The organism is Bradyrhizobium sp. Pa8 (assembly GCF_052588265.1).
Genome location: NZ_CP176767.1, coordinates 304,250 through 316,972, shown reverse-complemented (window position 1 = coordinate 316,972; position 12,723 = coordinate 304,250). Strand labels below are relative to the sequence as shown.

Annotated in this window: 11 protein-coding genes and 1 riboswitch; of the genes, 7 read left to right on the top strand and 4 right to left on the bottom strand. The window is 66.0% G+C overall.

What is annotated here, in order from left to right; all coding sequences use genetic code 11:
- Window position 1: 1 nt before the first annotated feature.
- Window positions 2-424, top strand: coding sequence for an EVE domain-containing protein (locus tag ACKWRH_RS01440; protein WP_445219020.1), 423 nt, complete (start codon window positions 2-4; stop codon window positions 422-424).
- 97 nt (window positions 425-521) lie between these two features.
- On the opposite strand, the gene ACKWRH_RS01435 is transcribed toward ACKWRH_RS01440, so the two are convergent.
- Window positions 522-1,625 carry an adenylate/guanylate cyclase domain-containing protein gene (locus tag ACKWRH_RS01435; protein ID WP_445222602.1) on the bottom strand — a complete coding sequence of 368 codons (1,104 nt, stop codon included), beginning with the start codon at window positions 1,623-1,625 and terminating at the stop codon, window positions 522-524.
- A gap of 102 nt (window positions 1,626-1,727) precedes the next feature.
- Between ACKWRH_RS01435 and ACKWRH_RS01430 the strand changes: the two genes are divergently transcribed.
- Window positions 1,728-2,183 (top strand): SRPBCC family protein, encoded by a 456-nt coding sequence (locus tag ACKWRH_RS01430; RefSeq protein WP_248880921.1) that lies wholly within the window; start codon window positions 1,728-1,730, stop codon window positions 2,181-2,183.
- Between the two features lie 14 nt (window positions 2,184-2,197).
- Here the strand turns inward: ACKWRH_RS01430 and ACKWRH_RS01425 are convergent, their stop codons facing one another.
- Complete coding sequence (locus ACKWRH_RS01425; protein WP_445219019.1) at window positions 2,198-3,367, bottom strand: DNA topoisomerase IB; 1,170 nt, start codon at window positions 3,365-3,367, stop codon at window positions 2,198-2,200.
- A 413-nt stretch (window positions 3,368-3,780) separates the two neighbouring features.
- Between ACKWRH_RS01425 and acs the strand changes: the two genes are divergently transcribed.
- Both acs and ACKWRH_RS01415 read left to right on the top strand, forming a co-directional pair.
- On the top strand, window positions 3,781-5,727 hold the full coding sequence (gene acs / locus ACKWRH_RS01420; protein ID WP_445219018.1) for an acetate--CoA ligase: 1,947 nt from the start codon (window positions 3,781-3,783) through the stop codon (window positions 5,725-5,727).
- 411 nt (window positions 5,728-6,138) lie between these two features.
- Window positions 6,139-6,654, top strand: coding sequence for a L,D-transpeptidase (locus ACKWRH_RS01415; protein WP_135213930.1), 516 nt, complete (start codon window positions 6,139-6,141; stop codon window positions 6,652-6,654).
- A gap of 50 nt (window positions 6,655-6,704) precedes the next feature.
- Here the strand turns inward: ACKWRH_RS01415 and ACKWRH_RS01410 are convergent, their stop codons facing one another.
- Together ACKWRH_RS01410 and ACKWRH_RS01405 are read right to left on the bottom strand one after the other, a co-directional pair.
- Window positions 6,705-7,286, bottom strand: a complete 582-nt coding sequence (locus tag ACKWRH_RS01410; RefSeq protein WP_445219017.1) for a thermonuclease family protein — start codon at window positions 7,284-7,286, stop codon at window positions 6,705-6,707.
- A gap of 56 nt (window positions 7,287-7,342) precedes the next feature.
- Window positions 7,343-7,540, bottom strand: a complete 198-nt coding sequence (locus ACKWRH_RS01405) for a DUF1674 domain-containing protein (RefSeq protein ID WP_445219016.1) — start codon at window positions 7,538-7,540, stop codon at window positions 7,343-7,345.
- A 188-nt stretch (window positions 7,541-7,728) separates the two neighbouring features.
- On the opposite strand from ACKWRH_RS01405, the gene ACKWRH_RS01400 reads away from it, so the two are divergent.
- From ACKWRH_RS01400 to purH, 3 genes are all read left to right on the top strand, one after another.
- Entirely contained in the window at window positions 7,729-9,075 is a 1,347-nt protein-coding gene (locus ACKWRH_RS01400; RefSeq protein WP_445219015.1) for an RsmB/NOP family class I SAM-dependent RNA methyltransferase, read from the top strand.
- A gap of 155 nt (window positions 9,076-9,230) precedes the next feature.
- Window positions 9,231-10,949 carry a heparinase II/III family protein gene (locus tag ACKWRH_RS01395; RefSeq protein ID WP_445222601.1) on the top strand — a complete coding sequence of 573 codons (1,719 nt, stop codon included), beginning with the start codon at window positions 9,231-9,233 and terminating at the stop codon, window positions 10,947-10,949.
- Window positions 10,950-11,008: 59 nt separating this feature from the next.
- Window positions 11,009-11,090, top strand: a riboswitch (ZMP/ZTP riboswitch).
- 25 nt (window positions 11,091-11,115) lie between these two features.
- Window positions 11,116-12,708: a bifunctional phosphoribosylaminoimidazolecarboxamide formyltransferase/IMP cyclohydrolase gene (purH, locus tag ACKWRH_RS01390; RefSeq protein ID WP_445219014.1), complete on the top strand. Its 1,593-nt coding sequence runs from the start codon at window positions 11,116-11,118 to the stop codon at window positions 12,706-12,708.
- Window positions 12,709-12,723: the final 15 nt, after the last annotated feature.

The following is a 12,723-nucleotide window of genomic DNA, read 5'->3' as shown; positions in this document are numbered from 1 at the left end:
CATGGCGTACTGGCTGGTGAAATCCGAACCGTCGGTGTGGTCCTGGGACCAGCAGGTGGCGAAGGGCGCCAAGGGCGAGGCCTGGACCGGCGTGCGCAATTACACCGCGCGCCAGAACCTCGTGAACATGAAGAAGGGCGACAAGGCGTTCTTCTATCATTCCAACGAGGGCAAGGAGATCGTCGGCATCGCGGAGATCGTCAAGGAGGCCTATCCCGATCCGACCGACAAGACCGAAAAATTTGTCTGCGTCGATATCAAGGCCGACAAGCCCTTGAAGACGCCGGTGACGATGGCCGCGATCAAGGCGGACAAGAAGCTCGCTGATATGGCGCTGGTGAAATATTCGCGCCTGTCGGTGCAGCCGGTGACGGCGGAAGAGTGGAAGCTCGTCTGCAAGATGGGTGGGATGTCATCGACGTGAACGGCAGGGTGGGCAAAGCGTAGCGTGCCCACCAATCGAGACCGGAGCTTGCCGTTAGATGGTGGGCACGGCGCGCAAGAGCGCCCCTTTGCCCACCCTACGGCAGCGCTGCTATCCGGGCTTGCGCCTCCGGCAGCGCGAACACCTCGCATGGCGAAGCGATGCCGCGCAGCGAATGCGATCCGAGCGCGACGAGAGGCGTGTCCGTCTCTGCGGCCAGCGCCCCCGATACCAGCACGGTCCGTTCCAGGGGCTTGCACAATCCCTCCAGCCGGCTGGCGAGATTGACGGCGGGTCCGATCGCCGTGAAATCGAGCCGGTTGGCGGCGCCGATATTGCCCCAGAGTATTTCGCCGAGATGAAGGGCCGCCCCGAATGCAAGCGGCGGCAGTCCTTGAGCGCCGCGCTCGCCGTTGAGATACGCCATGCCGGCTTCGGCGGCGCCTGCGGCACGCAGGGCGGCATCGCAGGCGCGGCGCGGTGAGGCCTCGACCACCGGGAAGATCGCGAGCACGCCGTCGCCGATGAATTTCAGCACCTCGCCGCCGAAGGCATGAACGGCACCGGCGATGCGATCGAACCAGGCGTCGAGCGCTGCGATGACGTCGGCCGGCGGTGTGGTCTCCGACAAGGTCGTGAAGTTGCGCAGATCCGCGTAGAGCAGCGCGGCTTGAATGGTCTCGCCGAGATCACGCCGCAGCGGCGCTGCCAGCACCCGCTCCGCGCTGCGCTTGCCGAGATAGGCATCGAGCGTCGCGCGCAGCGTGGCGCGCGCAGCGAGCACTGCCAGCGGCGTCGCGGCGAAACGCGCAGCCTGGCGCAATTGCTCAATCTCGTCTGCGGTGAACGGACGCGGCCCGATCCAGCCGAGTTGCGGCCCATCTGGTCGTCCGACCACCTCTTCGTGCACCTCGCCGCCCGCGATGTCGCGCAGCCAGCGGCGACCGGCGTCATTGGGCGGGTCGGGCGCCAGCCCACTTGGTGCGAAGCCGAGCGCCTCGATGACCCGGCCGGTCTCCGCGCGCCACAGCCAGGTCCGCTTCGCGATCAGCGGATGCGGCACCTCCAACGTCAGGCTGCCTGCCGCAAGCGGCACACCGTCGGCGACCAGATGAGCACCGAGTTCCGCGAGCAGACGGTCGGCCCCAAGGCAATCCGAGGCAGCATCGACGAGCCAGGCGAGGGTCCGGGAGAGTTGCATGGCCCGATGATGGCGAAGGTGGACCGTCTTTGTCACGGGCAATCCTTGACGCACCGCTCTACCGCCGCCATGTGGCCAGTGTCAGCCCAGGGATGATCGCCGATGACCGAGCCGTTCGTAGTGCGACGCGAAACCCAGATCGCAGCCCCCCGCGCCACCGTCTTCGCCTATTTGACCGACCCCGAGAAAATCCTGAGCTGGATGGGCTCCGACGCGACCACGGAGCCGCATCCCGGCGGGCTCTATCTCCTCAAAGGCATCGGCCCGCGTGGCGGCGTCGGCCGCGGCACCTTCCGCGAGGTCGTGCCGGTGCATCGCTTGGCCTATACGTTCGGCTGGGAGGGCGGTCAGGAAGTGCCGCCCGGCTCGAGCCTGATCGAGATCGACCTGATCGAGCGCGACGGCGGCACGCTGCTGCGCATGACCCATAGCGGGCTCCCGACCGAGGAACAGGCCGCCGCGCACGCGAAAGGATGGGCGCATTATCTGGGCCGGCTCACGAGCGCAGCCGCGGGCAGCGATCCCGGTCCGGACAAGGGTGTGTCGGACAAAATGTAGCGACGTCGGGCGGATCAGACCGCCGCGGTCGCCACCACCTGCTGCAAAAGTTGCTCGCGCCTGGCCTGCGAACGCTGGCCCTTCATGGTCGCGGCGAAGCGTTCGAGGATACCGTCCTCGAAGGCGGTGACGATGGTGTCGTGGACGTAGCTCTTGCGGCAGATCGCCGGCGTGTTCGAGAGCTTGTCGGCTGCGGCGCGGATCGCGTCCAGCACCTGCTTCTTGCGGCCGCGCTGGCTGGTCGCCGGCGTGATCCGCGACAGCGATTCCACCACCACTGCGGACGCCATCAGCGTGCGAAAATCCTTCAGCGAAATCTTGATGCCGGCGATCTCGCGCAGAAACGCGTTCACCTGCGTGGTGCTGACCGCGCGCACGATGCCGTAGGCGTCGCGATACTGGAACATGCGCTTGCCGGGAACGCCGTTCAGGATGCCGATGGCGCGCACCAGCTTGGCCGCGTCGCACTCCTTGCGCACCGCCTTGCCGCCCTTCGCCTTGAAGGTCAGCACGAAGCAGTCGTCTTCCAGCGAGACGTTCGATTTCAGCAGCGTGGTGGCGCCGCGGGTGCCGTTGAGGCGGGCATAGGATTCGTTGCCGGGACGGATCGCGGTGCGCGCGATCAGCTCGATCACGGCGGAGAGTGCGAATTCACGCGTCGGCTCGTCGCCCGACAGGAACGCCGAGACCTTGCGCCGGATCTTTGGCAGCGCGCCGACGAGTTTTTCGAGCCGGTGCGCCTTGCGGTGCTCGCGGACCTTTTCCCAATCGGCGTGATAGCGATATTGCAGCCGGCCCGCGGCATCGCGTCCCACTGCCTGGAGATGCGTGCTCGGATCGGCCGAGTAACGCACGTGGCGATAGGCCGGTGGCACCGCCATGGCGTGCAGCCGGCGGATGGTGCGGGCGTCGCGGATATGCGCGCCGTTGGGACGGACGAAGGAATAGCCCTTGCCGCGCTTGATGCGCCGGATGGTCAGCTCGTTCTGGTCGCCGAGCCGCAGCCCCAGTTCCTTGGCGAGCGCCTCGACCGTCGCCGCGGGCGCCGTGTCGAACACCTTTTTCGGGCTGGAACGGGTGGAACCGGCCGGCTTCGGCCATTGTCCGAGGGCTTTGGCCAGCGCAATGGCAGCAGGATCGGCCGAAGCGGGCCGCATCGTCCCAAGATTCTGCTGATCCATCATAGTCTTAAGCCTTAGCCCTGTGTGTTATCGGTCAATGCCGCTGTTCTGATTTTTGTTCCAAGGGGTCTCTTGGACGGTCTCTTGGGACCCGGGTTGGCCATTTAGGGTGTTCCGAACCGCATTGCGAGTCCCGAATCAGTGAAAAGCGGTTCCTAAATACCTCCTGCGGCGCATGGGCGCCCTGCACGGGCTCCTTCCGGCGTTTTGGTAAAGACCTGGAAAGCCACGCCGGGGCCTGTTTCAGATTTGCGACAGTCGCGCCAGGCGGCGTTGATCTTCCACATGGCCGGCCGCTCGCCGAAGGTCCAGCTTGTGCTCCTTGTCGGGTCCGGTTAGGCGGACGCATAATCGGTTCAACGATGACGTCGGCTCGCCAGTCACCTGGGCTCGGCTTGCCGTATCTGGAGGGAAGCATGTCCGAGAAGACCTACGACGTCCCCGCGGAATGGGCCAAGCGAGCCTGGATCGACCAAGCCAAGTACAAGGACATGTACGCCCGCTCGATCGCGGACCCGAACGCCTTCTGGGCCGAGCAGGCCAAGCGCATCGACTGGATGCACGCGCCGACGAAGATCGAGAACGTCTCCTTCGCTCCCGGCAACATCTCGATCAAATGGTTCGAGGACGGCATCCTCAACGTCGCCCATAATTGCATCGACCGGCATCTGCACAAGCGCGCCAACCAGACCGCGATCATCTGGGAGGGCGACGATCCCGCGCAATCCAGGCACATCACCTACAAGGAGCTGCACGACGAGGTCTGCCGGATGGCCAACATCCTGCGCACCCGCAACGTCAAGAAGGGCGACCGCGTCACCATCTACTTGCCGATGATTCCCGAAGCGGCCTATGCGATGCTGGCCTGCGCGCGGATCGGCGCGATCCACTCCGTGGTGTTCGCGGGCTTCTCGCCCGACAGCCTCGCCCAGCGCATCAACGACTGCCAGTCCAAGGTGATCATCACCGCCGACGAAGGCCTGCGCGGCGGCAAGAAGGTGCCGCTGAAGGCCAATGTCGACGCAGCCCTCGCCAAGGCCGACGGCGTCGACTGGGTCGTCGTGGTCAAGCGCACCGGCGGCACGGTCGAGATGAATCCCTCGCGCGATCTCTGGTATCACGACGCCGCCAAGATGGTGACGACGGAATGCCCGGCCGAGCACATGCACGCCGAAGACCCGCTTTTCATCCTCTATACGTCGGGCTCGACCGGCCAGCCCAAGGGCGTGCTGCACACCTCGGGCGGCTATCTCGTGTTCGCCGCGATGACGCATCAATACGTCTTCGACTATCACGACGGCGACATCTACTGGTGCACCGCCGACGTCGGCTGGGTCACCGGACATAGCTACATCCTCTATGGGCCGCTGGCGAACGGTGCCACTACGCTGATGTTCGAAGGCGTGCCGAATTATCCGGACAATTCCCGTTTCTGGAACGTGATCGACAAGCACAAGGTCAACATCTTCTACACCGCGCCGACCGCGATCCGCGCACTGATGCAGAGCGGCGACGAGCCCGTGAGGAAGACGTCGCGTGCAAGCCTCCGGCTGCTCGGCTCGGTCGGCGAGCCGATCAATCCGGAAGCGTGGGAGTGGTATCACCGCGTCGTCGGCGACGACCGTTGCCCGATCGTCGACACCTGGTGGCAGACCGAGACCGGCGGCATCCTGATCACGCCGCTGCCGGGCGCGACCAAGCTGAAGCCGGGCTCGGCGACGCAGCCGTTCTTCGGCGTCGTGCCTGAGATCGTCGATGCCGACGGCAAGGTGCTGGAGGGCGAGACATCAGGCAATCTCTGCCTGACGCGATCATGGCCGGGCCAGATGCGCACGGTCTATGGCGATCACGCCCGCTTCGAGCAGACCTATTTCTCGACCTACAAGGGCAAGTACTTCACCGGCGACGGCTGCCGGCGCGATGCCGACGGCTATTACTGGATCACCGGCCGCGTCGACGACGTCATCAACGTCTCCGGCCACCGCATGGGCACCGCGGAAGTCGAGAGCGCGCTGGTCGCACATGAGAAGGTGTCAGAGGCCGCCGTGGTCGGCTTCCCGCACGACATCAAGGGCCAGGGCATCTACGCCTATGTCACCCTGATGGCCGGCGTCGAGCCGACCGACGATTTGCGCAAGGAGCTCATCACCTGGGTGCGCAAGGAGATCGGTCCGATCGCCTCGCCCGACCAGATCCAGTTCGCGCCCGGCCTGCCCAAGACCCGCTCCGGCAAGATCATGCGCCGCATCCTGCGCAAGATCGCCGAGGACGAGCCGGGCAGCCTCGGCGATACCTCGACGCTGGCCGATCCGGCCGTGGTCGACGATCTCGTCAAGAACCGGCAGAACAAGAAGTCGGCCTAAGGCACGCTCCCGTGCCCCGGACGCAGCGCAGCGCGCACTTAGCGGTGCGCTGCAGAGCCGGGGCCGATCCAACGGCAGAGCGTGTGGGCTCCTGGGTCCCGGCTCTGCGCAGCAGTGCCAAGGCGCTGCGGCGCGTCCGGGGCAAAGAGACCCCCTGAAATAACAGCCATTCACACGCTCACGCACTTGTCAGGGCGCGATCCGTCGCGCTCGCATCTTTCCAGCCAAGTGTTGTTTTCTTGTCATTTACTTTATTTCGAACATTTTCTTTGTTCCGCGTGCTGGCGGGCCCTTGGCGGCCGCGCTTGGAAACCATCCGGTTAACAGGCGCGATTAAGAATATCCGGGCAAGCGGGCAATTGCCGGTGCTGCGTAATTTTGGACGATCCGTTCGGGGTAGAGGGAAAATTGATGTCGGTAAGGATTGCTGTGGCGCTCGCCGCCACCATCGGGGCTGGGGTCTTGATGTCGACGGCGGCAGAGGCGCGGCCGGAAATGGTGGGGGCGCACCTGGCCGACTATTCTCCGGGCACCATCGTGGTCAAAACCAACGAGCGGCGGCTCTATCTCATCCTCGATAACGGCCACGCCGTGCGCTATCCGGTCGGCGTCGGCAAGTCCGGCAAGCAATGGGCCGGCACCACCCGCATCGACGGCAAATATCTCAACCCGGCCTGGTCGCCGCCTGCGGAAGTGAAGCGCGACAAGCCCAGCATCCCCGACGTCATTCCGGGCGGCTCGCCGCGCAACCCGATGGGCGTTGCGGCGATGACGCTGGCCGGCGGCGAATACGCCATCCACGGCACCAATGTGCCGGGCTCGGTCGGCGGCTTCGTCTCCTATGGCTGCATCCGCATGCTCAACGACGACATCACCGATCTCTACAGCCGCGTCTCGGTCGGCACGACGGTGGTCGTGACGCGCTGATCGCCGGGATCAGGCAAGCAAGAGCCGCGTCGATCGACGCGGCTTTTTTGTTACCAGAAGCGCCAGCCGCGCGCGCACCAGCCGTCGCGATGGCCGCCATTGTAGCTGCGCGCGTAACCGCCGGCGAGCAACGCCGCCGAAACGTTGGCCGTTCGCCTGGTCGCGACATCGGCGAGAACGCGGCCGTATTTGTCGGGGCCGAGATTGGTGATCGTCACGCCGCCCTGGCCGAGCAGATCGCGCAGCGCGCCGGTCGCCGCTTGAGCCTTGTCCAATTCATCCTGGCAGGATGCTTTCATCTCCGGCGCATCGATACCGCGCAGGCGAACACGCGCAGCGAGAACGCGTCCGTCGCGCTGGTGCACGCGAGCGAGAAAGGTATCGCCGTCGATCGTGCGAATGACGTCGACCGACTGACGGATGTCCGGATTGGCCTGCTGCAAAATGATCTGGGCATCTCGCGATTGACCGTCGATCGCATGCGGGAAGGGCCAGTTCATCCCGTGCCGGAACGTAAGCACGACGGCCACCGCGATTCCGACCACAAACATCCACGGCAACAACCCCGAGAAGTGGCGGCCGAACGGCGAACCACTGTATGAGGGCCGGTGGCTGGGATCGAAACGCGGCATCCGCGCACGCTAGGGCTGAGTCGGGCGATCCGGCAAGATAGCCTCAAAAGACAGCCTCAAAAGTCTGAGGCGATACCTTTACGCTCCCAATCGCCGTAGCGGGTGGGCTCAGGTCCCTTCGGTCCCTGCAATTCCTTCGGCGCCGCCGCGGCGTGGGCAGCAGCAGCCTGCCGCCGCGCTTCGGCTTCGGCCAGCGCACGCTGGGCGGCCGGCGGGAGCGGCTTGCGATCGGGAACGGCGGGCTGGTCACTCATCTCGATGGTTCCTAGCGCAGGATCACGGGGTGTGCGAGGTCCAATTATCGCATTGCTGAAATGGTCATGATGGGCTGTAAACACGAGAGGCCATTCTTACATTTGGCATATTCGCGTGCCAGAGATCGGTCTCTCGAGGCATGCGCCCATTGCGGCGGAACTGCCGCTCGCTAAGAACCTTAAGCCGCATGCCATCTCAACGTTTCGCCCCTCCATCCGAAGTGCCCGGTCTCGCGGCACGGCGGATTGCCGCCGACATCGTCGACGGCGTGCTGCACAAGCACCGCACCCTCGACGACCAACTCGACGGCAGCGGCGCCCATCCCGGATTGAAGACGCTCGCCGACCGCGACCGCGCGCTGATGCGCCGCCTGGTCGCGACCGTGTTGCGCCGGCTCGGCACGCTCGGCCATGTGCTGTCCCGCTTGCTCGACAAGGGCATTCCGTCCGAAGCGCCGCGCGCGCAGAGCGCACTCCTGATCGGCGCCGCCCAGATCCTCTGGATGGACGTGCCCGATCACGCCGCGGTTGATCTCTCCGTCCGCCTCGTCCAATCCGACCGGCGTGCCGCGCGTTATGCCGGCCTCGTCAATGCCGTGCTGCGCCGTTGTGCGCGCGAGGGCAAGGCGCTGGTGGATGAAGTTGCCACGCAATCGCTGGACCTGCCGCCCTGGCTGCTCGCGCGCTGGAGCGCGCATTACGGCGAGGCAACCGCAAGGGACATGGCGCTTGCGCTCGGCCACGAGCCCTCGCTCGACCTCACCGTGAAATCGGATGCCGCGCAATGGGCGAGCCGTCTGCATGGCGAGACGCTGCCGACCGGCACGGTGCGGATGCTGCTGCACGGCTCGGTGACAGTGCTGCCGGGCTTTGCCGAAGGACAATGGTGGGTGCAGGACGCCGCCGCCGCGCTGCCGGCGCGGCTGTTCGGCGACATCAAGGGCAAGGCCGTTGCCGATCTCTGCGCCGCCCCGGGCGGCAAGACCGCTCAACTGGCACAGGCCGGCGCGCATGTCACGGCGATCGACCGCTCACCCGCCCGGGTGGCGCGTCTGCGCGAGAATCTGACACGGCTGTCGCTGCAGGCCGAGACCGTCGTCGCCGACGCCGTGGAATGGGCCGGCCCTGCCGAGGGTTTTGACGGCATCCTGATCGATGCGCCCTGCACATCGACCGGCACGATCCGACGCCATCCCGACGTCGCCTGGCTCCGGCAGGAATCCGACGTCGTAGCCCTGACCGCGCTCCAGCGGCGGCTGCTGAAGAAATCCGTCTCGCTGCTCAAGCCGGGCGGGACGCTGGTCTACTGCACCTGTTCGCTGGAACCCGAAGAGGGCGAGCAGGCGATCGCGGCGCTGCTGGCCACGGAGAGCGGCCTGCGCCGCGTGCCGATCGACGCTTCCGAGGTCTCGGGGCTCTGCGAGATCATCACCACAGAGGGCGACCTGCGCACTCTGCCCAGCCACCTGCCGAACGCCGATCCCAAGCTCGGCGGGCTCGACGGTTTCTACGCAGCCCGGCTCGTTAAATCCTGATTTTGCACCGGTTTTTGCGCCAGCGCTGATTCGCGACGCTTCAAGATGGTGTCAGACGTCCGATTTTGGGATTAAGAAGGATTCGTCGTTAATCCTCTCCCCCTTCAAGGCAAGGCGTGTCGGTCGCTCAACGCAGACGTATCTCGACGCTGGTGATGAACCGCTTCGCGCGGAACATGCTCGCGCGCGCGAGCGGCGGTTCCGTTGCGCTGTCGCGGGTCTGGCCCGGCCGTACCGACCGGCTGATCATCGCGCCGCATGACCTGCGCACCGCGGATGCGACCCGCGCCGCAGAGATCTATGCCGGCCGCTTCGTCTTCGCCGGCAAGATCGTCAATTGCCACGGCCGCTCGATCTTCGATCTCGAACCGCCGTCGGAAGACTGGGAGGTCGCGCTGCTCGGCTTCGGCTGGCTGCGCCATCTGCGCGCCGCCGATACTGCGCTGACGCGCGCCAATGCGCGCGCGCTGGTCGAGGACTGGATCGCCAACCCCGCCAACAAGCGCCGCGCCGTCGCGCGGCGTGCCGACGTGCTGGCGCGTCGTGTGATCTCGCTGCTGTCGCAGGCGCCGCTGGTGCTCAACGACACCGACAACAAATTCTACCGCCGCTATCTGCGGGCGCTGGCGCGGGAGATCCGCCTCCTGCGCTACACCATGGTCAACATTCCCGACGGGGTGCCGAAGCTCCAGGTGCTGATCGCGCTGTGCTACGCGGCGCTGTGCCTTGCCAACCAGGCGCGACAGATCCGCAGCGCGTCGAAAAAGCTCTCGGACGAGTTGCAGCGGCAGATCCTGCCCGACGGCGGCCACATCTCCCGCAATCCGGGCGCGCTGATCGAGCTCCTGATCGACCTGCTGCCGCTGCGGCAGACCTTTGCCGCGCGCAACATCGCGCCGCCGCCGGCGCTGCTCAACGCGATCGACCGCATGATGCCGATGCTGCGCTTCTTCCGGCACGGCGACGGCAATTTCGCGCTGTTCAACGGCATGAGCGCGACGCCCTCGGACCTGCTCGCCACGCTGCTCGCCTATGACGACACCCACGGCGCGCCGATGGCGAACATGCCGCATACCGGCTTCCAGCGCCTCGACGCCGGCCAGACCACGCTGATCATCGACACCGGCCCGCCGCCGCCGGCCGGCGTCAGCCACGACGCCCATGCCGGCTGCCTGTCGTTCGAATTGTCTTCCGGCAGCAGCCGCATCGTCACCAATTGCGGCATGCCGACCACGGGCCGCGACAATTGGCGGCCGTTCGCACGCGGCACCGCGGCGCATTCGACGCTGAGCTATCACGAGACGTCCTCATGCCAGTTCGTCGAGATGTCGGCGATGAAGCGCCTCCTGCACGGCTCGCCGGTTACCAGCGGCCCCGTCGAGGTCGAGAGCTATCGCGAGATCGTTCAGAACGGCACGCTGCTCACGACCTCGCACGACGGCTATCTCGCGAAATTTGGCGCGATCCATCGCCGCGTGCTGATGGTCGCCAATGACGGCGCACGCATCGACGGCGAGGACACGCTGTCGCCGCCGCAGGGCGGACGCTTCAAGGGCGCCGACGCCGACTTCGCGCTGCGCTTCCATCTGCATCCGGCGGTGAAGGCCAGCCGGCTGTCGGATGCCCGTGGCGTCATGCTGGTGCTGCCGAACCGCGACGTCTGGACCTTCGAGGCGCTCGACGACAAGGTCGACCTCGAGGACAGCGTGTTCCTGGCCGGCAATGACGGCCCGCGCCGCACCGCGCAGATCGTGATCCGGCAGGATGCACGACAGGCGCCCTCGATCCGCTGGAGCTTCGTCCGCTCCACCGCTTCGCCGGCGGTCACCAATGCCCGCCGCAACGCCCGGCGCGAGCCGGAACTTCCGCTGTAAACGCGCACGATTCGGCCCGATCTCATCGTTGTGAAAACGGTCGAAAGCTGCTATCGAGCCCTCGCTCGCGCGACTGGCGACCTTGGATGGAGCACCATCGGGAAGCGCGGGACAGAGACGCCGCGCGCCTGGGCATAGACACTCCTTAAGACAGAGGATCTTGCTCATGACTGACCATCCCCGCCGCGTCACCCGTGCTCTTCTCTCCGTCTCCGACAAGACCGGCCTGATCGAGTTCGCAAAGGCGCTTGCCGCGCACGATGTCGAACTGGTCTCGACCGGCGGCACCGCCAAGGCGATCGCCGCAGCCGGCCTCAAGGTGAAGGACGTTTCCGACCTCACCGGCTTCCCCGAGATGATGGACGGCCGCGTCAAGACGCTGCATCCGAAGGTGCATGGCGGCCTGCTCGCGATCCGCGACAACAAGGAACATGCGGAGGCGATGAAGGCGCACGGCATCGCGCCGATCGATCTCCTGGTCGTCAACCTGTATCCGTTCGAGGCCACCGTCGACAAAGGCGCGGGCTTCGAGGATTGCATCGAGAACATCGACATCGGCGGCCCCGCGATGATCCGCGCCGCGGCGAAGAACCATGACGACGTCGCCGTCGTGGTCGAGGCCGAGGACTACAAGGCCGTGCTCGCCGAGCTCGCCGCCAACAACGGATCGACGACGTTGAAACTGCGCCGGCGGCTTGCCGCAAAGGCCTATGCGCGCACCGGCGCGTATGACGCCGCGATCTCGAACTGGTTCAACCGCCAGCTCGAAATCGACGCGCCCGACTTCCGCGCCTTCGGCGGCAGACTGATCCAGTCGCTGCGCTATGGAGAGAATCCGCACCAGACCGCGGCGTTCTATGCGACGCCCGACAAGCGGCCGGGCGTCTCGACCGCGCGCCAGCTCCAGGGCAAGGAGCTCTCCTACAACAACATCAACGACACCGATGCGGCCTATGAATGCATCGGCGAGTTCGACCCCAAGCGCACCGCGGCCTGCGTCATCGTCAAGCACGCCAATCCGTGCGGCGTGGCCGAAGGCTCCGATCTCGTCGGCGCCTATCGCAAGGCGCTCGCCTGCGATTCCACCTCGGCGTTCGGCGGCATCATCGCGATGAACCGCGCGCTCGACGCCGACACCGCGCGCGAGATCACAAAGATCTTCACCGAGGTGATCATCGCGCCCGATGCCAGCGAGGAAGCGATCGCCATCATCGGTGCGCGCAAGAATCTGCGCCTGCTGCTCGCCGGCAGCCTGCCCGATCCGCGCGCGCCTGGCCTCACCGCCAAGACGGTGGCCGGCGGTCTCCTCGTGCAAAGTCGCGACAACGCCGTGGTCGACGACATGACCTTCAAGGTCGTGACCAAGCGTGCGCCTGATGATGCCGAGATGCGCGATCTCAAATTCGCGTTCCGCGTGGCAAAGCACGTCAAGTCCAACACCATCATCTACGCCAAGGATCTGGCCACCGTCGGCATCGGCGCGGGCCAGATGAGCCGGGTGGATTCAGCGCGGATCGCGGCGCGCAAGGCGCAGGACGCGGCCAATGAGCTCAAGCTCGCCGAGCCGCTCACCAAGGGCTCGGTGGTGGCGTCGGATGCGTTCTTCCCGTTCGCCGACGGCATGCTCGCCTGCATCGAGGCCGGCGCGACCGCCGTGGTGCAGCCCGGCGGCTCCATGCGTGACGACGAGGTGATCAAGGCCGCCGATGAGCATGGCATCGCCATGGTGTTCACGGGCACGCGGCACTTCCGGCACTAACGCGATTTGCGTAGC